The following is a 20274-nucleotide window of genomic DNA, read 5'->3' on the forward strand; positions in this document are numbered from 1 at the left end:
ATCACAGAACCAGCGGCCCGTGATCGATCCGGGGCAGCACATGCCGCGCGAACAGGTCGGCCTCGCGCGCATGAGGGTAGCCGGAGAGGATGAAGGCATCGATTCCCGCCGCGCGATAGGCCTGAAGCTTCGCCAGCACCTGATCCGGATCGCCGACGATGGCAGCACCGCAGCCGGAACGGCCGCGGCCGATGCCCGTCCACAGGTTCTCCTCCGCATAGCCGTCATCGCTGGCGGTTTCGCGCAGCGCCGCCTGCGCCTGCACGCCGACCGACTGGGAATCGAGCGAACGGGCGCGGATCGCCGCACCCTCTGCGGCGTCGAGGCGGGAGAGCAGGCGGTTCGCCGCATCGCGGGCATCGGCCTCGGTCTCGCGCACGATCACGTGGACGCGGTAGCCGAAGCGCAAGGTGCGGCCATACTTCGCCGCGCGGGCGCGCATGTCGGCGATGGTGTCCTTCACCGCCTCCATCCGGTCCGGCCACATCAGGTAGACGTCGCAGCCCTTGGCGGCGACTTCGCGGGCAGGCTCCGAAAGGCCGCCGAAATAGAGCGGTGGGCACGTCGAACCGGGCGCGATCATGCGCGGGGCGTCCAGCTTCAGGTTCCAGAACCGCCCCTGATGATCGAGCGGCTTACCCGAGAGCAGGGTGCGCAGAATTGCGATCGCCTCGGTCGTGCGTTCGTAACGGGCGCCGCCGTCCAGCGTTTCGCCCGGCATCTCGCTGGAGATGATGTTGATGTTCAATCGGCCACCAAGGATCTGGTCGATCGTGGCGATCTGGCGGGCAAGCTGCGCCGGCCACATCTCGCCGATGCGCACGGCCATCAGCAGCTTGATGCGGCGGACTTGCGTGGCGATGGCGGCGGCGAAGGCAGTGGTGTCGATGCCCAGCGCATAGCCGGAAGGCAGCAGCACATTGTCGAAACCGCCTTCCTCGGCCGTGGTGACGATGTTGCGGCAATGCTCCCAGCTGGAGCGCAGCATCGGGTCCGGCTGGCCAAGGAACTCGTAGTCATCGTCGCAGAGCGCCGAGAACCAGCTGACTTCGCAGGGGTTGAGCGCCGTCACGGCAGGCGTGCTCCCATCGACGCTTCCAGCACGGCGTACCATTCGGAAGCCGTCCACTCGACCTTCAGCGCGTCGCGCGAGGCCAGGATACGCTCCGGATTCTGCGAGCCGACGATGGGGATCGCACGCGAGGGATGCGTCATCACCCACGAGAGCGCGGCGGCGGCGGCATCGGTGCCGAAACGCTCACCCTGTGCGGCCAGCAGCTTGGCGACCGGGTCTTCCGAGCCCGAGGCCAGACGGCCACCGCCCAGCGGCGACCATGCCAGCACGGCCACGTCATGCGCCATCGCCTGATCCAGCGTGCCGTCATAGAGCGGCGCATAGCGAGCGGCCGAGAATTCGGGCTGGGTCGATACGATGGGGAAGGGCAGGAAGGCCTGCAGCGCATCGAATTCGGCGGGGCTGTAATTGGAGACGCCGATGGACTTCACCTTGCCGCTCTCGACCATCGCGGCCAGAGTTTCGGCCACGTCGCGCGGGTGGGCCAGGAAGTCGCGGCGGTGGATCTGATAGAGTTCGACCGAGGGCAGGCCCAGGCGTTCGAGCGAGGCGTCCAGCGCCTTGTTCAGGTAGGCGGGGCTCGAATCGTAAGGCACGCCCAGCACGATGCCGCCCTTGGTGGCGATCACCATCCGCTCGCGCAGGTCGGGCCGCGCGGCGAGAGCCTTGCCCAGCAGCAATTCCGCGCCGCCAAATCCCAGCGCCGCGTCGCAGCCGTAGATATCGGCGGTGTCGAACAGGGTGATGCCGGCTTCCAGCGCCGCCTCGATACGCGCAACGATTGCACCGATATCGTCGTTGCCGTCTTCACGGGCGAGCCGCCACATGCCCCAGGCGATCGGGAAAACGGAAATTCCACTCTTGCCGAGCGGGACGGATTGGGTCGATAGGGGGAGGGTCATATTCTCAACCGATATAATAGAGATTGCCGAAATGAAAGACGCTTTGCGGTACGGGATCGTCGGTACCGGCATGATGGGTGTGGAGCACATCCACAACATCAAAATCCTTGAGGGCGCCGAAGTTGTAGCCATAGCGGACCCGGAACCCACCTCGCTCGGCTGGGCCAAGGATGCCCTTGGCGCGGCGGCGGAAGGCGTGGCCGAATATGCCGACAGCGCCAGCATGATCGCCAATGCCGGGCTGGATGCCGTGGTCGTCGTCTCCCCCAACTTCACCCACCGCGCGGTGCTGGAGCCGCTGCTGGACAGCGACGTGGCGATCCTGTGCGAAAAGCCGCTCTGCACGACGATGGAAGACGCCCGATGGGTGGTGGAGCGCGCCGAAGCCCGCAAGGCGCCGTTCTGGACCGGCATGGAATACCGCTTCATGCCGCCCGCCAAGGCCTTCATCGACGAGATCCACGGCGGCAAGGTCGGCCGCCTGCACATGCTCTCCATCCGCGAGCATCGCTTCCCGTTCCTGGTCAAAGTGCGCGACTGGAACCGCTTCTCCGCCAATACCGGCGGCACCATGGTGGAGAAGTGCTGCCACTTCTTCGATCTGATGCGGCTGATCACCCGGTCCGAGCCGGTGCGGGTCTACTGCTCGGGCGCGATGGATGTGAACCACATCGATGAGCGCTATGATGGCCGCCAGCCCGACATCATCGACAACAGCTTCACCACCGTGGACTTCGCCGACGGCACCCGCGCCCTGCTGGACCTTTGCATGTTTGCCGAGGGTGCCGAGCATCAGGAAGAAATGAGCGCCACGGGCGACAAGGGTCGTCTGGACGTGCTGATCCCGCCGGGCGATCTCGTCTGGTCGCCGCGCGTGCCTTGGCCGGGGCCGAAGGCGGTCGAACGCTGGCATGTCGCGGTGGACGAGGCGGCGATGGACGCCGGTTCGCACCACGGCGCTACGTTCTACCAGCACGAAGCCTTTGCCCGCGCCGTGCGGGGTGAGGGCGAAGTGCAGGTTACCGCGCGCGATGGGTTGATGGCGGTTGCCATTGGCGCCGCCGCCGAACTCAGCGCGCGCGAGAAGCGCGTGGTCGAGATGGCGGAACTGCTGGGCGGCTGAGCCTTCGCCGGGACCGTCGGCCACTATCAAACGCGCCGGGAAGGTCTGCTTCCCGGCGCGTTTTTGCGTCTGCTTCGGCGGAAACGAATGCTGCTGCGAATTTGCTCTTCTCTTATCCCCCCTGGGGGGATAATGGGACGCCATGTTCGATCTATCCCAACTCATGACGCACGTGAGCGACCCCATCGGTTCGGGCGCCTGGCTGTTCATCCCCAGCGCCATCGTGCTGGGCGCGCTTCACGGGCTTGAGCCGGGCCATTCTAAGACGATGATGGCGGCCTTCATCATCGCGGTAAAAGGGACCGTGCGGCAGGCGGTGCTGCTGGGCCTTGCCGCCACGCTTTCGCACACGATGGTCGTCTGGGCGGTGGCGCTTGGGGGGATGTGGCTGTTCGGCGGCCTTCGCGCCGAAGATACCGAGCCGTGGTTCCAGCTGGCCTCCGGCGTGATCATCGTCGGTATGGCGATCTGGATGCTGTGGCGCGCGCGGCGGGAGCAGATCGCGGCCGAACGCTATCACGCCGGGCATGACCATGATCATCATCATGGCCATACCCACGGGCACCATCACCATCACGGCGATCACGACCATCATCACCATGAACCCTCGGACGAGGAAATCCACGAGCTGGAACTGGCCACGGGCGGCTATGTCGATGCTCATGAAGCTGCCCATGCCGAGGATATCCGCCGTCGCTTCGCCAATACGCGGGTGACGACCGGACAGATCGTGCTGTTCGGGCTGACCGGCGGGCTGATCCCGTGCCCCGGCGCGATCACCGTGCTGATGCTGTGCCTTCAACTCAAGCGGCTGGCGCTGGGCGCGACGCTGGTCGTGGCCTTCTCCATGGGCCTCGCCCTCACCATGGTCGCTTCGGGGGTACTGGCGGCGCTGAGCCTGCGCCATGTCGAGAAGCGCTGGACCGGCTTTGGCGAGGCCATTCGCAAGGCGCCTTACATTTCAGGCCTCGTTATCCTGGGCGTCGGGCTCTATGTGGCGCTGTCGGCATGGCAGCACCTGCCGTGAGGTAGCACGCAAGAAGAAGGGCGATCGATGAGTCATGCCAGCGACAAGGCGATGGTCAATCGGTTGAGGCGCGCCAACGGGCACCTCGCCAAGATCGCTTCCATGGTAGAGGAAAACCGCAGCGCGCTGGAGATCGCCCAGCAATTGCAGGCGGTGATCGCTGCCCTCACCAAGGCGCGCGGTGCCCTGGTGGCCCATCATATCGAGCATCACCTGGAAGAGGCCGTTGGCGAACTGACGCCAGAGACGCGCCAGACTCTGGTCCAGCTGTCGGAAATCGCCAAGTACCTCTAGGGCTGCTTGGCGCCTACTGCTTGGGGTGGATCTCCTTGATCCGGCTGCCCTTCAGGCTGATGCCTGCCATCAGGCCCTTCTGGTCGAAGACGAAGGCGTAGACCGCCTTGTTCAAGTTGGCCGTGTCCAGCGAGGCTTCGGCGCCCTTGTCCACCAACACCACGCTGCCGTCGGAACCGGCATCCCAGGTGGTGCCGTTGGTGGTTTCGGCCATCTTCTGGTCGGTCATGAAGAACAGCGCATAGCCATAGCCCTGCGCACCCGCCTGCAGTCCGATGGAGGCGCTGGAGGTATTGAAGAACCGCGTCGGTTTGCCGCTGACCAGCAGCGCGCCGTCACCCGATGAGCCGGCGATCACCAGCCCGCCCTTGATGATGTTGGGGAAGACCATCACGCCCTTGGCCCGCTTGCCCACGGCGGCAGCCTTGGGGTTGGCGGCATAGAGCGCCTTCAGCGCGGCGCGGGATTTCGCCTCGATATCCGCCTTCGACGATGCCGCGTAGACCGGCGAGGGAATGGCCAGCGTCAGCAGGGCGGCGGCGATGCCGCCCACGGCCAGGCGGCGGGTAATTTGCTGATGATCGATCTTCATTGCACGGCCTTTCAAGGAAAAGGGGAATGACATGTCATCTGCAGCCGCACTGCGTTGAGCAGGCAGTGTCGGATGCCTTGTGTGGCCCACGGCGTGCGGCCCACGGTACGCCGCAATGCGCGGCGTGCCATCGGTGTAAACACCGAGATTTCGGGAAGTATCCCAAATGAAATTTCCTGGCCGCCGGAAGCCCGCAGGCTGCCCGTTCGCTCTTTCCGGCACCGGGAGGCTGGTGCATGAAGCGGCATGTCCCAACTTCCCGCAACCGGCGCATCAGGCGCACCCGGCCGCACCCGTCGCAACAAGAGCTTCGACGCTACGCATCAGACGATGATCGAGGCGGCGGTGCGGCTGATTTCCGAAAAGGGTGTGGAGGCGCTGTCGATCACCGCGCTGGCGCGGGCCGTGGGATTGAACCGGGCGACCGTCTATTACCACTTCGCCGATCGCGAGGCACTGCTGGAGGCCGTCAGCGCATGGTCGTCCGACCAACTGGTGAAGGGCTTCACCGCAGCGCGCCCGCAGCCGGAGCGGATCGATTTCATCGGCCGTTTCGTGCTGGAGAACCCCGATCTGATCAAGCTGTGGATCGAGAATTTCATCTCGCCCGGAGACATTCGCGATCACTATCCGAAGTGGGACGAATTCGTCTCCGCCACGGCGATGACTTTCGGCGACCGCGCGGAGGGGGAGGGCGTCGACGTCGAAGTCCACTGCACGATGATGCTGGTGGCGGCGATCATCGGCCCCCGCGTTTTCCGCGGAAGCGTGCGGCCTGAGCTGGATGATGAGGCGGTGATCGAGCGTTTCCGCAAGGAGCATCAGCGGATGCTGCGGCGCGACGGGCTGCTGCAGGGATAAAGTTTAGGCAACAGTGTTGAGAATCATCTCGCTCTCGGGGTAGAAGGGAAAAAACGAGAACCGAGAGGACTTGCCCATGACCGTGGCAGCATCGGCCTATCAGCCCATCCCGGCTGACGATGTGGCCTGGCTGGGAACGCAGCCCGTTCCCGCCGCGCCTTACTACGATCCCGGCTATTTCGAACTGGAGCGCAAGGCCGTGTTCCTGCGCAGCTGGATCCATGTCGGCCACGTCTGCGAATTGCCCGAAGCCGGCAGTTTCGTGCGGCGGGAACTGGAATTCGCCAAGGCATCGCTGCTGATCGTGCGCGGGCGGGACGGGGCGATCCGCGCCTTTCACAATGTCTGCACCCATCGCGGCACCCAGTTGGTTGCCGAGGCGGCGGGGCGGCGTACGAAGTTCAGCTGTCCCTATCACATGTGGACCTACGGTACCGACGGAGCCTTGCTGTCGGCCCCGGATTTCGAGGCGTTTCACGTTCCCAAGAAGGACTGCGCGCTGCCGCAGGTCCGGCTTGAGGAATGCGGCGGCATGTTGTTCGTGAACTTCGACGCGGAGGCCCAACCTCTGCGCGCATGGATGGGCGACTATGCCGAGCGGCTGGAGGCCATGCCCGTTGCCCGTGCCACCACCTTCAGCGAATACACTTACGAAATCGACGCGAACTGGAAGCTGACCTACGACAATTTCCAGGAAAACTACCATCTGCGCTTCATCCACCCGCGATCGGGTGAGGCGGCGATCGGGGCGGACAACCAATACGGTTATCCCGCCAGCGTGGGCTTTTGTGGCCCGCACCGCACGCAGCGCATCTGGTCCAATCCCGCGCCGGCATTGAAGCCGTTCCAGCGGCAGGCATCGATGAAGGGCATCCCTGCGCTGATGCGGCGGGGGCTGCTGGATCTGCCGCACGGGCGTGATTATCTGGCGTTCTTCCCCAACCTCTTCGTGATCGGCACGCCCACGCAGCCGTTCTCGCACACGGTCTATCCCCTCTCGGCCGGTCGTTCACGCGGGGTGGTGCGGGTCTACTGGTCGGGCGAGGATGCCCAGGCCAGCGAGACTTTCGCGCGCGAATATTCGCTGGGCCAGATCCGCGACATCCATGCCGAGGATATCGACATGATCGAACGCGGCCAGCGCGGGCTGGAGAGCGGGGCGCTGCGCCATATTCATTTCCAGCAGATGGAGGCGTTGTGCCGCCACTTGTTCAACGAAGTGGACGCCCGGGTGCGCGACTATGCGCGCGAAACGGGAGACGCGCTGTGAGCGGCGCGCTGCCTGCGGGTTTCGAGGTGCTCGAACCCTACGTGGATCGCTGGGCGCTGCCCACCACGGCGGAGCGCGCGGCATTGCGGTCGGCCTCCGCGCCGGAGGATCGGCTGGCGTTTTTCGCGGCGGCCTCGCCCTTGCTCGATTCCGCGCTGGCCTTGCTCGATGCCAAGCCGTTGGCGGACCTCGCGCCGGATGAGCGCCGGCTGATGGACCTGTTCCTTGCACTCGCCCATGTCGCGCTGGCGGTGGAGATCCAGGGCCCGGACGAGGTCAAGAGCGCCCCTTGGCGCGATCGCCTGCGCATCACCCGTTCCGCGACCGACATTCCCGAAACCACAGGAGAAGCCGCATGATGAACCTTCAGGACAAGACCGTCTTCATCACCGGCGGCGGTGGCGGCATCGGCGGCGGCATGGCCCGCGCCTTTGCCGAGCGCGGCGCGCGGATCGTGCTGGCCGATATCGACCAGGGTTTCGCGCAGGAGGAAGCGGCCAGGCTGCCCGAGGACGTGGACGTGCTGACCCTGACGCTTGACGTGCGATCGCTGGAAAGCTGGCAGGCGGCGCGGGTGGAGGCGGAGGCGCGCTTTGGCGCGGTGGACGTGCTCTGCAACAACGCGGGCATCTCCACCGGGTTCAAGCCGCTGCTGACCATTTCGCCCGAGGAGTTCGAGCGAGTGATGGCGATCAACGTCACGGGCGTCTACAACGGTATCCTCACTTTCGCGCCGCAGATGGTGGCGCGCGGCAGCGGGCATATCGTCAATACCTCGTCGATGAACGGCCTCAGCCCCTTCGCCAGCTTCGCGGCCTATTCGGCCAGCAAGTTCGCGGTGCTGGGCCTGTCGGATTCGCTGCGTGACGAACTGGCGCCGGCGGGCGTCGGCGTCTCCACGCTGTTTCCGGGGCTGACGCGCAGCCGCATGTCGGAAGGCGATCTGTCGCGGATCAGTGCGGGCGATCCGGCGCGCGCCGCCGCGATCGAGGCGAACATGATGGACCCGCTCTGGCTCGGCCGTGCCGTCGTGCGCGCGGTGGAGAACGATGATCCCTACATCGTCACGCACCCCGAATATCGGGACAACCTACGCGAACGACATGAGCGGATCATCGCGGCCTTCGGCGAACCCGCACAGCCCGATTATCGCACCGGCGTCACCGCCACCAGATAGCGCCGCAATATGGCCCGATCTCCAAAACGCGTCTGGATCACGATGCCAGGCGTGATTGCGGCGAGCGCCGGCGGGCAACAGAGTTGCGGCAAGAATGGGCGTGCCATCGCACCGTGGCGGCGCCCGAAGCAATGGGAGAGTATGGATGACATTGGCCGAAACGATCGTTTCCGCCGCGCGCGAGCGTTCGGGGAACATGAACTGGGACGATGCGGAAATCCGCGAGCCGCTGCGGGTTCTGACCGAAGCGATCGAGGGTGAGGCGAATCTGACGGCGATGGGCACTGCCGTGTTCACCCGCAACGCCACCGAATACCTTGCCAACCGGATGCGGGTGGAGGACTGGCTGGCGCGCCATCCGGATATCCTTGACGCCCCGGTGGAGAAGCCCACGTTCGTCTTCGGCCTGCCGCGCACGGGCACGACCTTGACGATCAACCTGCTCAACGAAGACCCCGCGCGTCGCTGCTTTCTGCGGTGGGAGGCTTTCGCCTCGACCCCGCCGCCCACGCCCGAGGAGTTCCACGCCGGGCCGCGATACGAAGCGGCTCAGGCGCAGATCGACCATTCGCTGAAGGTCATGCCGCACATCTCCGCGATCCATCACGAAGATGGCGACAGCCCGTGCGAGTGCCAGTTCTCGATGGCGCCCAGCTTCGTCTCGCAGGTCTACGATTCCCAATATGCCATTCCCGGCTACCATCGCTGGTTTCTGGACAAGGCCGATTATCTGCCGGCCTTCCGCTATCAGAAGCGTCTGCTGCAATTGCTCCAGTCGCAGGCACCGGGGCGCTGGACGCTGAAGAACCCGTGGCACCCGCTCTATCTGGATGCGCTGACCGAGGTCTATCCCGATGCCCGGCTGGTGATGACGCACCGCGATCCGGTGGAAGTCGTCGGTTCCGCATGCAGCCTTGTCTGGAACGTGCGCCGCATGTTCAGCGACAGCGTGGACCGCGCGGCCATCGGGCGGGATATGGTGGAGACATTCGAAGTGATGATCGCCCGGCAGGCCGATTTCCGCCGACGCCACGGGCGCAACGCGATCCACGATGTACTCTATACCGAGCAACTTCGCGATCCGCTAGGCACGATGCGCCGTCTCTATGCGCATTTCGGCGAGGAACTGAGCGCGGAAGCCGAAGCCAGGATGAAGCACTATCTGGAGGCCAAGCCCAAGGACCGCTTCGGCAAGCACACTTACGATCTGGCCGACTACGGTCTGACAGCCGGCGAGATTCGCGAGCGCTTCGCCGGCTATTGCGCCGATTTCGACGTGGCGATGAGCGCCGCCTGAGTCCCGGACGGCTGCCAATCCCGATCGGCAGCCGCATCCTTCAGTTCATCATTGCGAGCGACCGCAGGTCGCGCGGCAATCCAGGGGCGGCTTATGCGGGTCCTGGATTGCTTCTCCCGCTTCTCTTCTCCATCCTCGCGGATATCCGCCACCGTCGTCAAAAGGCAGCGGGCCCCCCGCCTTCGCGGGGGCGACGGGATGTACGGGGCGAAGGGCGGGCGAAAGAGCGCCCGGTCTGAAATTTAGCCCCGCGCGGCGGGCTTCCGACCAGCCGCGCGGGGGCTTCGCTCATTTCAGTTCGATGCGCGTTTCGCCCAGCTTTGCCGTGAACGGCTTGCGGGCATCGGCATCCGTGCCGACTTGCGAATTGCGGTCCCGCCCGATGTCGAACGTCTCATTGAAGGCGGCGGTAGAGGTCGGGAAGTCGGTGATTTGCCCTTCGCCCACCGGCTGGCCGTTGACCAGCAGCCGGATCGTGCCCGCGCCCGGCGCCGGCACGGGGGCGCCCGGCTTCGGCGTCGGCGCATAGTCGTAGCCGACCGTCACCGGCCCCCGCGGCAGACCGGCAGTGGAGACCACGGTATCGCGACGTTGGCCATAGGCATTGTTCTCGAAGACCAGATGCCCGTCCTTCACATAAAGGACGAAGCCACCCAGCCGCCCGCCTTCCGCCACCAGCACGCCCGAAGCGGTGGCGGCATCGCCGTCGATCCGCACGGTCAGGCTGTGCGCCTTGTTCCCCAGATCGGGCAGGGCATTGAGCGGCAGGCCGGAGATGTCCGGCTGGAACACGAAGCTCTTGCGCTTCGGATCGAGCAGCGCGGGCGCACCCACCGGCAGCGGCACCAGCGGGAAGACGCCGTTGCGCTGGCCTTCCTTCACGAATTCCGCCTTCAGTTCGGCCAGTTTTCCGGGGTTTTTGGCCGCAAGGTCGGTCGCTTCGCTGAAGTCGTGCGCAACGTCGTATAGCTCCCAGCGATCGCCGGCGGTATCGTCGTTGAACACCTTGGGCAGATCGTGCAGCAGGTTCCACGGCTGGTAGTTGCGCTTGGCCGCAGCCACCCAGCCATCCTTGTAGATCGCCCGGTTGCCGAAGATCTCGAAATACTGCTCGGTATGCGTTTCCGGCGCCCTGGCATCGGTGAAGGTTGCCAGCAGGCTATGACCTTCGAACGGGATCTGCTTCACGCCGTCCACTTCGCCGGGAAGGGCAATATGCGCGGCGTCGAGGATGGTCGGTGCGATGTCGTTCACATGGCCGAACTGGCTGCGGATCACGCGCGGATCGCTGGTGTGGCCGGGCCAGGAGATCACCAGCGGATTGCGCGTGCCCCCGAAGTGGGAGGCGACCTGCTTCATCCACTGGAACGGCGTGGTCGTGGCCCAGGCCCAGCCGGCGGAGTAATGGTTGGCCAGATCCGGGCCGCCGAACTTGGCAAGCTGCGCCAGTTGCGGATCGATACCCTTGGGAATGTTGCCGGTGGCCGTCGCCTCGTTGCCGATCGAACCGTCGATGCCGCCTTCGGCGCTGCCGCCATTGTCGCCCACGACGTAGATCACCAGCAGGTTGTCGCCACCGGGCCGCGCGCGCAGCGTATCGATCAGGCGGCCCACCTCGTAGTCGGTCTGCTCCATGAAGGCGGAGTAGACCTCCATCTGGCGGGCATAGACCTTCTTCTGATCGGCACTCAGGCTGGACCAGGCGGGAATGCCTTTGGGCCGGGGCGTCAGCTTGGCATCGGCGGGGATGATGCCCAGCTTCTTCTGGCGGGCGAACGTCTCCTGGCGATAGACGTCCCAGCCGGCGTCGAAGCGGCCCTTGTTGCGGTCGATCCATTCCTGCGGAACGTGGTGCGGCGTGTGGACCGCGCCGGTGGCGAAATAAAGGAAATAGGGCTTCTGCGGGGCGGCCGCTTCATGATCGTCCACCCAGCCGACCGCCTTGTTCACCAGATCGGTGGTGAGGTGATAGCCCTGTTCCGGCGCGGCGGGTGCGGGGATCGCGGTGGTATCGTTGAACAGGTGCGGTTCCCACTGGTTGTCCTCCCCCGACATGAAGCCGTAGAAGTGATCGAAGCCCAGCCCGGTTGGCCAGTGGTTGAACGGGCCGGCCGCCGAAATCTCCCACTTGGGGGTATTGTGCCACTTGCCGAAAGCGGCGGTGGAATAGCCGTTACCCTGCAGGATCCGCGCGATCGAGGCGGTGTCCGGGTTCCAGATCGAGTTGTAGGCGGGGAAGCCGGCGGCAATGTCGGCAAGGTTGCCGAAGCCCACCTCATGATGGTTGCGTCCGGTCAGCAGCGCGGCGCGGGTGGGGGAGCAGATCGCGGTCGTGTTGAAGCGGTTGTAACGCAGGCCCTGCGCCGCCAGCTTGTCCAGCGCGGGCGTGCGCGGCACGCCGCCGAAAGTGGAGGTCGCCGCAAAGCCGGCGTCGTCCAGCAGCACCAGCAGCACGTTGGGCGCGCCCTGCGGCGCTTGCGGCTGGGCAGGGAAGGCGGGCTGGGATTCGGCGCGGGTCAGGCCGATCCTGCCGGTGAAGCTCTGCGGGCCGCCGATCGCGTTGGCGGTGGGCGCGGCGTCCTGGGCGCAGGCGGCGGAGGACAGGGCACTGGCGGCAAGCAACAACGCTGCCTTGGTCAACAAACGCATCGGGCATCCTTCAAGGTTGTCGCGTGGGAAAGGACCGGCGCGCGCGACGAAGCGCGCCGGCCACAGGCAGGCGTTGTCGGGGGGATTCAGTTGAGGGGGTCTCCACCCTTGATCGAAGTGGGCGGAGCCGGGGGCTTGCCGGAGATGAGGGTCTCCCGCGCCTGGAAGACCATGCTGTAGGGCGGCACGCCATGCGTCAGCCAGACGTTACCGCCGATCTCCGACCCCTTGCCGATGGTGATGCGGCCCAGGATGGTCGCCCCGGCGTAGATCACCACGTCGTCCTCCACGACGGGATGGCGCGGGCTGGTCTTGGCGGCGGCGACCGAACCGTCTGGTGCATAGGCCTTGGCGCCCAGCGTGACGCCCTGGTAGATGCGCACGTTGTCGCCCACCACGGTGGTCTCGCCGATGACGACGCCGGTGCCGTGGTCGATGAAGAAGCCGCGGCCGATCTGCGCGGCGGGGTGGATGTCTATCCCGGTGGTGCCATGCGCGATCTCGGTCAGGATGCGGGCGACCAGCGGCGCGCCCAGGCCGTGCAGGGCATGGGCCAGCCGGTAGTGGATGATCGCCAGCAGCCCGGGATAGCAGATCAGCACTTCGTCCAGGCTGCGGGCAGAGGGATCGCCCTCATAGGCCGCCTCCAGATCGAGGTCGAGCATCCGCCGGATCGCCGGCAACTGGCGAGAGAACGCCAGCACGATCGCGTCCGCGCGTTGCTCGCCCGCCTGCCTTTCCGCTTCGCCGGTATAGGCGAATTCCAGCCCCAGCTGCGCTTGCAGGCGGCTGAGCGCGATCTGCAGCGACTGGGTGACGAACGTATCCTCGTTATGCCGCCGCACGAAGTCCGGGCCGAGGCGGAGGGGGAATAGCGCCCCGCACAGTTCGTCCGCCACTTTGGCAAGCCGCACGCGTGAGGGGAAACCCTCCACGCCGTGTTCGGCGTGCTGGCTGTTGGTCGTGCGCCAGTGCTGACGGATTTCGGCGAGTTCGCGGACGATATCGCCCACGTGCCAGAAATCGTCGAGGTCCGGCGCGGCGGCGCTTGCGGAGGGCTGATCGCTTGTCATCGCGCCTACCCCAGCGGGACGCCTTCGATGGTGATGCGGTGCATCTCGCGCCGGTGGCCGTGATAGTCGTTGTAGGCGTAGTGCCAGGTGGCGCGGTTGTCCCAGAACGCGATCGAACCGTCGCGCCAGTGGAAGTCTTCCTGGAATTCCGGCCGTTTGCAGTGCTCGTAGACTTCGGCGAGCAAGTCCTGCGATTCCTCTTCGGCCAGGCCCAGGATGCGCAGGGTGAAGCTGGGATTGACGTAGACCGCGCGCTTGCCGCTCAGCGGATGGACGATCACCACCGGGTGGATAGGATCGTCCAGCACGTCAGCAGCGGCGGAATTGCCGATGCGGCCATCGCTACGGGTATCCTGCACGGCCTCATAAACGGCGGCCTTGCTGCCGAACACATGGCGCGCGGAATGGACGGCGCGGCGATCCTCGATCCGTGCCCTCAGGTGCACGGGCAGGCCGTCATAGGCCGCGTACATGGAGGCGAAGGCGGTGGCGCCGCCCTCCGGCGGCAATTCCCGCGCGGCAAGGATGGAGCCCAGCGCCGGTTCGAAGTCATAGGAATGGTCGGTATGCCAGCCGCCGCCGATGTTGTGCTGCTGCTCCGGCTCCTTCACCACCAGCGCGATTTCGGGATAGCCGGGATGCGCGGCGAAGAAGCGGTTGATGTTGATCGGCCCCCAGCGCTGCGCGAAGGCGATGTGCTGGTCTTCGGTGATCGACTGGTCGCGAAAGAACACCACGCCGTGTTCGGCGAAGGCATCGCGGATTTGCGCAAACTGGGTTTCGGACAATGGGCGCGAAAGGTCCACGCCGAGGATTTCGGCGCCGACGCGGCCATGCTTGCGGATCTCGATGGTCATGCGTGGTTCCTCCTGATGGACAGGTTGGGCGTAGGAAGGGGCGCGGCGGCAGCCGCGCACAGGCCCGCCTTCCGGCGGACGCGGAATGGGGAAAGGGCGTTAACGGCGCGGCCGCCCCTCAGGGCTTCGCGCAAGCGCTCATGCGGCGGAGCCGGGGCTTCCGCATCGATCGTGGATCTAGAATTGCATACGCATCGTATCACCCCTGGCTGGTGGGGAACACGAAGCCTGGCGATGTCGCCTTAGCGTTCGCGCGCTTTAGCCGTTGGTTACGCGGAGCAAGCTGCTTCCCGATCAAAAGCCGCGGACTGGAAGGGCCTTCACGGCAGAACCGCATCGGCAGGACGAGCCAGTATCCCCTCGTCCTAATTCTCAACCTATTTAATTGACATTGACCCGTCAAGCGCCTGCACCGCTGGTGGCAGGCGCCCTGTCGCAAACCAATTCTATGCCGCAGCCAAGGCCGGCTTGACGGGGCGCCGGCACCCGCCGTTCGCGACCACCTATCAGCAAAATCGATTTAAAATTATCATATCAATTCATTTCCGGAATGCGCGCGCCTGTGCGACTTCAGGCTGTCCGGACGGAAAATGGCCGGCCTGAACATGACTAGGTTGCATAAACGAGAGAGAGGCGGCGGCCCGGCGACGGACTGCCTTGAAGGCATTGACGGCTTTGGCGTCCCTACAGCGGATGCGCGCCTGGGGCGCACGGCCTTCCCCGATCTCCGACTTTTGATCAGGAGCCCTGGCTAGGGGCCCGCACGTGCGTGGAGTGATTGCGAAAATGGCCGAAGCCGCATCCCTGAACATCCTGGTCGTCGGCGGCGGGATCGGCGGCCTGTCGGCCGCGATTGCGCTGCTTCGCGCCGGACATGCGGTGACCGTGATCGAAAAGGATCCGGCGTGGTCGGTCTACGGCGTGGGCATCATCCAGCAGTCCAACGTGGTGCGGGCGATGGATCAGCTTGGCGTGCTGGATGCGTTCCTGGACGCCGCCTGCGGGTTCGATGCGGTGGAGATCTACATTCCGGACGGCACCCGTGTCGCCCGCATTCCCACGCCCGCGCTGGTGGAGGGCAAGCCTTCCAACGTCGGCATCGGTCGCCGCGCCTTGCAGAAGGTGCTGGCTGACAGCGCACGCGAACTGGGCGCACACGTGCGGTTGGGGCTGACCGTGGTGACGCTCGATCAGGAAGAGCATGGCGTTCACGTGCGCTTTTCCGATGGCGGTGAGGGCGACTACGACGTGGTCGTGGGGTCGGACGGCGTCTATTCGCAGACCCGCCTGATGGTCCTGCCGGACGCGGAGAGCCCCGAATTCACCGGGCAGTCGGTTTGGCGCTACAACTTTCCCCGCGCCGAAGGGCTGGATGCCCTGCATGTCTACAACGGGCCGACCGGGGTGGGTCTGGTGCCGATGTCGGCCGACACGATGTACATGTACGCCACCACGCCCGAGCCGGAAAATCCGCGCTATGCGGTGGAGGGGCTGGCCGCGCGGATGCGCGAGAAGCTGGCCGGCACGGCGCCGGCGATCCGCGAACTGGCGCAGGCGATCACCGATGACGAAGGCGTGGTCTATCGCCCGCTGGAGGGCATGATGGTCCATGGGCCGTGGCACAAGGGCCGCGTCGTGCTGTTGGGCGACGCCGTCCACGCCACCACGCCGCATCTGGGGCAGGGCGCGGGCATGGCGATCGAGGATGCGATCGTGCTGGGCGAGGAACTTTCCGCCGCCGCTGCGTCCGGCGCCGCGCCGGAGCAGGCTTTCGAAGCCTATCGCACCCGCCGCTACGAGCGCTGCCGCTACATCGTCGAGGCTTCGCTGGCGATCTGCCACGGCCAGATCGGCAAGGGCCCGCCGGTCGATAATCACAAAGCCACTGCAGAGATGTTCGCGGTGGTCAGCCAGCCCATTTGACATTTTGATTCAAGGAATTGCAGCGATGAGCCGAGTGACCGAAATCCGTTACGTCGGATATGGCGTCGAGGATTTCGACGCCGAACGGGCGTTTTATACCGAGGACTGGGGCCTGGTCGAAGTCGACGCAAACGACGACTTTGCCTGGTTCAAGACCCAGGGGCATGACGAACACCACGTCGTGCGCCTGCACAAGTCGGACGCCAACCATGTGGAGGTGATCGCCTTCGCCGCCGACACGCGCGAGGATGTGGTGGCGCTGCACGACAAGGTCGTGGCGGCGGGCTGCAAGGTGATCTTCGCCCCGCGCGAACTCGACGCGCCGGGTGGCGGCTATGCCTTCCGCTTCTTCAGCCCCGATGGCCTGCCGTTCGAGATTTCGGCGGGTGTCGAGACGCTGGACAAGCGGGCGATGGAGCGCTGGGAAGGCGTGCCGGTGAAGATCAGCCACATCGTCATGCACTCGCCCGATCATCAGGCGCTGGTCCGGTTCTTCACCGACGTGCTGGGCTTCAGGATCAGCGACTGGCTGGGCGATTTCATGTGCTTCCTGCGTTGCAACGGGGCGCACCACCGCGTCGCCATCCTGCCCGGGCCGCCGTGCCTGAACCACGTTGCCTACGACATGCTCTCGGTCGACGACATGATGCGCGGCGTCCATCGCCTGAAGCAGCGCGGCACCGACCTGCGCTGGGGCCCGGGTCGCCACACGGCTGGCAACAACACCTTCAGCTACTTCACGACGCCGTCCGGCTTCGCGGTGGAGTACACTTCGGAACTGGAAGAGGTGGATTTCGAGACGCACCAGCACAAGGTCCACATTCCCGGGCCGCAGGTCATGGACCAGTGGGGCATCGGCGTCGGCGGCCCGCAGACGATGCCGCATCCCGCGCCCGACGCGCGGCTGTTCCAGCCGGCAGACGCCTGATGTGGCGCGGGCTTCGGATCGCGGCCCTCGCGGCCTGTGCCCTCGCGCTGGTTTCAGCGCGCGGGCCGGACAGCCTGACCGAGCGCAACCGCGCGGTCGTGACCGATTTCGCCCGTCTGTTCTATACCGAACGCAAGGTGCGCGCGGCCTTCGAGCGCTACGTCGCGAAGGACTACATCCAGCACAATCCGGCCATCCTGGACGGGCGGGAGGCGGCGATTGCCATGTTGGAACCGAAGTTCTCCGCACCCGGCGCCTCGTTCGATGTGAAGCGCATCCTTGTCGACGACGACATGGCGATGATCCACCTTCGGGGCCGTCCCTCCCCAGACAATCCGGGCGGGGCGGTGGCCGACATCTATCGGCTGAAGGACGGCAAGATCGTCGAGCACTGGGACGTGCTCCAGCCGATCCAGACGCAGACCGTCAATCCGCACCCCTATTTCTGATTACAGGAGCCCCGCTTGGCCCTCTTTGAATATTTTCCGAACTACATCTGGAACCTCTCGGTATCGATCGCGATGGAATCGGGGGCGCAGCTCGGTGAGATCATCGACATGTGCCAGCCGATCCGCGATGCGGCGGCGAACGGGGCCGATGCTGGCACTCCGCAGTTCATGAAAGCCTGGGCGGCGATGGGCGACAAGTTGCTGGAACTCGCCGCCGAGGACGAGGCGAAGGGCCGCAAGTTCTCTGCATCCAACAAGCTGGAGCGGGCCTCGCTCTATCTGATCACGGCGGAACGGATGCAGGGCCACGGCCATCCCGGTCGCAAGGAGACTTACGCGAAGGCGCGCGAAGCTTTCGATCGTTCGACCGCGCTGGGCAGGCTCAACCGAGAACGGGTGGAAATTCCGCTGGAAACCGGCACGATGCCGGCGCTGTTCACCCGCGCGCCGGGCGCGGGACGCAAGCCGGTCGTGGTGTTCTGCAACGGCCTCGATAGCTGCAAGGAACTGCTCTATTGGACCCGCCTGCCGCAGGAACTGGCGCGCCGGGGCATTTCCACGCTTTGCGTCGACCAGCCCGGATCGGGCGAGGCGCTGCGCCTTCAGGACCTGCCCGTCGATCCGCATTCGGAAAGCTGGGCGAGCAAGGCGGTGGACTGGCTGGAGCAGCAGCCGGAGGTCGATCCCAAGCGCATCGGCATGACTGGCATCTCGCTTGGCGGCCACTTCGCACCGCGTGCGGTCGCCTATGAGCCGCGCTTCGCCTCGGGCGCGGTGTGGGGCGCCAACCACAACTGGCGTGAAGTGCAGGACAAGCGCATGGCGCGCGAGGGCGAGAACCCGGTGCCGCACTATTGGGCGCACGTCCACTGGGCCTTCGGAGCCGACGATCAGGACGATTTCCTCGCCAAGTCGAAGGCGATGAATCTCAACGGGCACATGGATCGCATCAAGGTGCCGTTCCTCGTCACCCACGGCGCCAGCGACCGCCAGATCAGCGTCGATTACGCCGATGACCTCTATGACCAGCTCGTCAATTCGCCGCGCCGCGAGAAGGTGATTTTCACGCCCCGCGAAGGCGGCGTCGAGCACGTCGGTGCCGACAACATGGCCTATGGCCGCGATCTCATCAGCGACTGGTTCGCCGAGACGCTCGGAGGAGAAACCGCATGACCCGCCGCTTTGTCGACCTGTCGATCACCCTCTGCAACGAGGTTGTCAGCGACCCACCGTTCCTGAAACCGGAAATCACCTATCAGACCCATGGTGAGACGGTGGGCGAACTCGGCATGTTCTTTCCGGGGGTGACGGCTGAGGATACGCCCGACGGCGCTGGTTTCGCGGCGGCAGAATGGGTGCGGCTGACCACCCACAACGGCACGCACCTGGACGCGCCCTATCACTTCCATCCGACCATGGACGCCAAGGATGGCGAGCCCAAGCGCGCCATCACCATTGACGAAGTGCCGCTGGAATGGTGCTTCCAGTCGGGCGTGAAGCTGGATTTCCGCCACTTCCCCGATGGCTATGTGGTCACCGCCAAGGACGTCGAGGACGAACTCGCCCGCATCGGCCATGAGCTGAAGCCGCTGGACATCGTTCTCGTCAACACCGCCGCCGGCAAGGCGCTGGGCGAGCCTAACTACGTCAATCGCGGCTGCGGCATGGGGTACGAGGCTACGATGTACCTAACCGAACGTGGCGTGCGCGTTACCGGCACCGATGCCTGGTCGTGGGATGCGCCGTTCAGCTATACGGCGGAAAAGGTGAAGGAAACCGGCGATACGTCGTTGATCTGGGAAGGGCACAAGGCGGGGCGCGACATCGGCTATTGCCACCTCGAAAAGCTGCACAACCTGGAAGTGCTGCCAGGCCACGGCTTCACTGTCTCGTGCTTCCCGCACAAGATCAAGGGCGCCTCGGCCGGCTGGACCCGCGCGGTCGCGATCTTCGAGGACTGACATGCGCCTTGCCACGCTGGATAACGGCCGTCCGGACGGCGAACTGGTCGTCGTGTCGAGCGATGGCGCGCGCTATCTCGCCGCGCCGGGGCTCAACCTGCTGGCTGCCGTCGAACACTGGGATGCGGCGGAAATCGACTTGCGCCGTCTGGCCGATGTGTTGGAAGCGGGCGGCGGCGGCCATCTCGATCCTGCCCGGCTGCGCGCACCCTTGCCGCGTTCGTGGCAGTGGCTGGATGGATCCGCCTTCGGCACCCACGGTGAACTGATGCAGATCGCCTTCAACCTGCCCCCGCTCGATAGTGACCGACCGTTGATGTACCAGGGCATGTCAGACCGCTTCTATGGCCCCAACGATCCGGTTCCCTTCACCGACCCGGCGCATGGCATCGATTTCGAGGGCGAGTTCGGGGTGATCGTCGATCACGTGTCGATGGGCACGCGGGCGGAAGAGGCGCTGGGGCACATCAAGCTTCTCGTCCAGATCAACGACTGGTCGCTGCGCGCCATCGCTCCGGTCGAGATGAAGACCGGCTTCGGATGGGTGCAGGCCAAGCCCCCGTGTTCGATGGCGCCCTTCGCCGTCACGCCCGATGCCCTTGGCGATGCATGGCGCGACGGGCGGCTCTGCATGGAACTTGCCGTAGACCTGAACGGCGCCCGCTTCGGCGCGGCGAGTGCGGCATCGATGGACTTCGGCTTTCACGAATTGATCGCCCATGCCGCCCTGACCCGTGATCTGGTGGCGGGAACCGTGATCGGATCGGGCACCGTCTCCAACCCGAACTATGCCGAAGTCGGCTCCAGCTGCATTTC

The 20274-nt window shown here is 65.4% G+C and carries 20 protein-coding genes (1 of these 20 only partly in view); 14 read left to right on the forward strand and 6 right to left on the reverse strand.

The window, feature by feature from the left end; all coding sequences use genetic code 11:
• Position 1: 1 nt before the first annotated feature.
• Positions 2 to 1072 (reverse strand): LLM class flavin-dependent oxidoreductase, encoded by a 1071-nt coding sequence (locus tag WBP06_RS26340; RefSeq protein ID WP_395335511.1) that lies wholly within the window; start codon positions 1070 to 1072, stop codon positions 2 to 4.
• Complete coding sequence (locus WBP06_RS26345) at positions 1069 to 1977, reverse strand: aldo/keto reductase family oxidoreductase (protein WP_395335514.1); 909 nt, start codon at positions 1975 to 1977, stop codon at positions 1069 to 1071. Before WBP06_RS26345 ends, WBP06_RS26340 begins: the two co-directional genes overlap by 4 nt.
• A gap of 31 nt (positions 1978 to 2008) precedes the next feature.
• Between WBP06_RS26345 and WBP06_RS26350 the strand changes: the two genes are divergently transcribed.
• From WBP06_RS26350 to WBP06_RS26360, 3 genes are all read left to right on the forward strand, one after another.
• A complete protein-coding gene (locus WBP06_RS26350; RefSeq protein WP_395335517.1) occupies positions 2009 to 3100 on the forward strand; it encodes a Gfo/Idh/MocA family protein in 1092 nt (363 codons plus the stop codon).
• Positions 3101 to 3242: 142 nt separating this feature from the next.
• Positions 3243 to 4127 carry a nickel/cobalt efflux transporter gene (locus tag WBP06_RS26355; RefSeq protein WP_395335519.1) on the forward strand — a complete coding sequence of 295 codons (885 nt, stop codon included), beginning with the start codon at positions 3243 to 3245 and terminating at the stop codon, positions 4125 to 4127.
• A gap of 27 nt (positions 4128 to 4154) precedes the next feature.
• Positions 4155 to 4421, forward strand: coding sequence for a metal-sensing transcriptional repressor (locus WBP06_RS26360; protein ID WP_395335522.1), 267 nt, complete (start codon positions 4155 to 4157; stop codon positions 4419 to 4421).
• Between the two features lie 13 nt (positions 4422 to 4434).
• Here the strand turns inward: WBP06_RS26360 and WBP06_RS26365 are convergent, their stop codons facing one another.
• The gene (locus WBP06_RS26365; protein WP_395335525.1) at positions 4435 to 5013 is read right to left on the reverse strand and encodes a YSC84-related protein; all 579 of its coding nucleotides are present in this window, start codon (positions 5011 to 5013) and stop codon (positions 4435 to 4437) included.
• Positions 5014 to 5259: 246 nt separating this feature from the next.
• On the opposite strand from WBP06_RS26365, the gene WBP06_RS26370 reads away from it, so the two are divergent.
• The 5 genes from WBP06_RS26370 (at position 5260) to WBP06_RS26390 (ending at position 9618) form a co-directional block, all read left to right on the forward strand.
• The gene (locus tag WBP06_RS26370) at positions 5260 to 5874 is read left to right on the forward strand and encodes a TetR/AcrR family transcriptional regulator (RefSeq protein WP_395335527.1); all 615 of its coding nucleotides are present in this window, start codon (positions 5260 to 5262) and stop codon (positions 5872 to 5874) included.
• Positions 5875 to 5950: 76 nt separating this feature from the next.
• Complete coding sequence (locus tag WBP06_RS26375) at positions 5951 to 7144, forward strand: aromatic ring-hydroxylating dioxygenase subunit alpha (protein WP_395335529.1); 1194 nt, start codon at positions 5951 to 5953, stop codon at positions 7142 to 7144.
• Positions 7141 to 7503, forward strand: coding sequence for a hypothetical protein (locus WBP06_RS26380; RefSeq protein ID WP_395335531.1), 363 nt, complete (start codon positions 7141 to 7143; stop codon positions 7501 to 7503). The genes WBP06_RS26375 and WBP06_RS26380 overlap by 4 nt, the downstream gene beginning before the upstream one ends.
• Positions 7500 to 8321 carry an SDR family oxidoreductase gene (locus tag WBP06_RS26385; protein WP_395335533.1) on the forward strand — a complete coding sequence of 274 codons (822 nt, stop codon included), beginning with the start codon at positions 7500 to 7502 and terminating at the stop codon, positions 8319 to 8321. The genes WBP06_RS26380 and WBP06_RS26385 overlap by 4 nt, the downstream gene beginning before the upstream one ends.
• A gap of 145 nt (positions 8322 to 8466) precedes the next feature.
• A complete protein-coding gene (locus WBP06_RS26390; protein WP_395335535.1) occupies positions 8467 to 9618 on the forward strand; it encodes a sulfotransferase family protein in 1152 nt (383 codons plus the stop codon).
• 288 nt (positions 9619 to 9906) lie between these two features.
• On the opposite strand, the gene WBP06_RS26395 is transcribed toward WBP06_RS26390, so the two are convergent.
• The 3 genes from WBP06_RS26395 to WBP06_RS26405 form a co-directional block, all read right to left on the reverse strand.
• Positions 9907 to 12267: an arylsulfatase gene (locus WBP06_RS26395; protein WP_395335537.1), complete on the reverse strand. Its 2361-nt coding sequence runs from the start codon at positions 12265 to 12267 to the stop codon at positions 9907 to 9909.
• 86 nt (positions 12268 to 12353) lie between these two features.
• Positions 12354 to 13340 (reverse strand): serine O-acetyltransferase EpsC, encoded by a 987-nt coding sequence (gene epsC / locus WBP06_RS26400; RefSeq protein ID WP_395335539.1) that lies wholly within the window; start codon positions 13338 to 13340, stop codon positions 12354 to 12356.
• A gap of 5 nt (positions 13341 to 13345) precedes the next feature.
• Positions 13346 to 14197 (reverse strand): TauD/TfdA dioxygenase family protein, encoded by an 852-nt coding sequence (locus WBP06_RS26405; RefSeq protein ID WP_395335542.1) that lies wholly within the window; start codon positions 14195 to 14197, stop codon positions 13346 to 13348.
• Positions 14198 to 14983: 786 nt separating this feature from the next.
• Between WBP06_RS26405 and WBP06_RS26410 the strand changes: the two genes are divergently transcribed.
• The 6 genes in view from WBP06_RS26410 to WBP06_RS26435 are tightly spaced (at most 25 nt apart) and all read left to right on the forward strand, a layout consistent with a single transcriptional unit that may run on beyond the window.
• Positions 14984 to 16120 (forward strand): FAD-dependent oxidoreductase, encoded by a 1137-nt coding sequence (locus WBP06_RS26410; RefSeq protein WP_395335544.1) that lies wholly within the window; start codon positions 14984 to 14986, stop codon positions 16118 to 16120.
• A gap of 25 nt (positions 16121 to 16145) precedes the next feature.
• Positions 16146 to 17048, forward strand: a complete 903-nt coding sequence (locus tag WBP06_RS26415; protein WP_395335547.1) for a VOC family protein — start codon at positions 16146 to 16148, stop codon at positions 17046 to 17048.
• Positions 17048 to 17497: a nuclear transport factor 2 family protein gene (locus WBP06_RS26420; protein ID WP_395335550.1), complete on the forward strand. Its 450-nt coding sequence runs from the start codon at positions 17048 to 17050 to the stop codon at positions 17495 to 17497. The genes WBP06_RS26415 and WBP06_RS26420 overlap by 1 nt, the downstream gene beginning before the upstream one ends.
• A gap of 15 nt (positions 17498 to 17512) precedes the next feature.
• Positions 17513 to 18670, forward strand: coding sequence for an alpha/beta hydrolase family protein (locus WBP06_RS26425; protein ID WP_395335552.1), 1158 nt, complete (start codon positions 17513 to 17515; stop codon positions 18668 to 18670).
• Positions 18667 to 19458 carry a cyclase family protein gene (locus tag WBP06_RS26430; protein ID WP_395335555.1) on the forward strand — a complete coding sequence of 264 codons (792 nt, stop codon included), beginning with the start codon at positions 18667 to 18669 and terminating at the stop codon, positions 19456 to 19458. The genes WBP06_RS26425 and WBP06_RS26430 overlap by 4 nt, the downstream gene beginning before the upstream one ends.
• Before the next feature lies 1 nt (position 19459).
• Positions 19460 to 20274, forward strand: the 5' portion of a protein-coding gene (locus WBP06_RS26435) for a fumarylacetoacetate hydrolase family protein (protein ID WP_395335557.1). It continues 181 nt past the right edge of the window; the window shows 815 of its 996 coding nt (coding positions 1-815); it begins with the start codon at positions 19460 to 19462; its stop codon lies beyond the right edge, outside the window.

It is taken from the genome of Novosphingobium mississippiense, from assembly GCF_044029535.1.
Taxonomy (GTDB): domain Bacteria; phylum Pseudomonadota; class Alphaproteobacteria; order Sphingomonadales; family Sphingomonadaceae; genus Novosphingobium.

Bases quoted from the DNA above. Each gene is read 5' to 3' on its own strand.
- WBP06_RS26420 (WP_395335550.1), top strand. From the start codon at position 17,048: ATGTGGCGCGGGCTTCGGATCGCGGCCCTCGCGGCCTGTGCCCTCGCG.
- WBP06_RS26370 (WP_395335527.1), top strand. From the start codon at position 5,260: ATGTCCCAACTTCCCGCAACCGGCGCATCAGGCGCACCCGGCCGCACC.
- WBP06_RS26390 (WP_395335535.1), top strand. From the start codon at position 8,467: ATGACATTGGCCGAAACGATCGTTTCCGCCGCGCGCGAGCGTTCGGGG.
- epsC (WP_395335539.1), bottom strand. From the start codon at position 13,340: ATGACAAGCGATCAGCCCTCCGCAAGCGCCGCCGCGCCGGACCTCGAC.
- WBP06_RS26345 (WP_395335514.1), bottom strand. From the start codon at position 1,977: ATGACCCTCCCCCTATCGACCCAATCCGTCCCGCTCGGCAAGAGTGGA.
- WBP06_RS26385 (WP_395335533.1), top strand. From the start codon at position 7,500: ATGATGAACCTTCAGGACAAGACCGTCTTCATCACCGGCGGCGGTGGC.
- WBP06_RS26405 (WP_395335542.1), bottom strand. From the start codon at position 14,197: ATGACCATCGAGATCCGCAAGCATGGCCGCGTCGGCGCCGAAATCCTC.
- WBP06_RS26410 (WP_395335544.1), top strand. From the start codon at position 14,984: ATGGCCGAAGCCGCATCCCTGAACATCCTGGTCGTCGGCGGCGGGATC.
- WBP06_RS26360 (WP_395335522.1), top strand. From the start codon at position 4,155: ATGAGTCATGCCAGCGACAAGGCGATGGTCAATCGGTTGAGGCGCGCC.
- WBP06_RS26365 (WP_395335525.1), bottom strand. From the start codon at position 5,013: ATGAAGATCGATCATCAGCAAATTACCCGCCGCCTGGCCGTGGGCGGC.
- WBP06_RS26430 (WP_395335555.1), top strand. From the start codon at position 18,667: ATGACCCGCCGCTTTGTCGACCTGTCGATCACCCTCTGCAACGAGGTT.
- WBP06_RS26350 (WP_395335517.1), top strand. From the start codon at position 2,009: ATGAAAGACGCTTTGCGGTACGGGATCGTCGGTACCGGCATGATGGGT.
- WBP06_RS26395 (WP_395335537.1), bottom strand. From the start codon at position 12,267: ATGCGTTTGTTGACCAAGGCAGCGTTGTTGCTTGCCGCCAGTGCCCTG.
- WBP06_RS26375 (WP_395335529.1), top strand. From the start codon at position 5,951: ATGACCGTGGCAGCATCGGCCTATCAGCCCATCCCGGCTGACGATGTG.
- WBP06_RS26415 (WP_395335547.1), top strand. From the start codon at position 16,146: ATGAGCCGAGTGACCGAAATCCGTTACGTCGGATATGGCGTCGAGGAT.
- WBP06_RS26355 (WP_395335519.1), top strand. From the start codon at position 3,243: ATGTTCGATCTATCCCAACTCATGACGCACGTGAGCGACCCCATCGGT.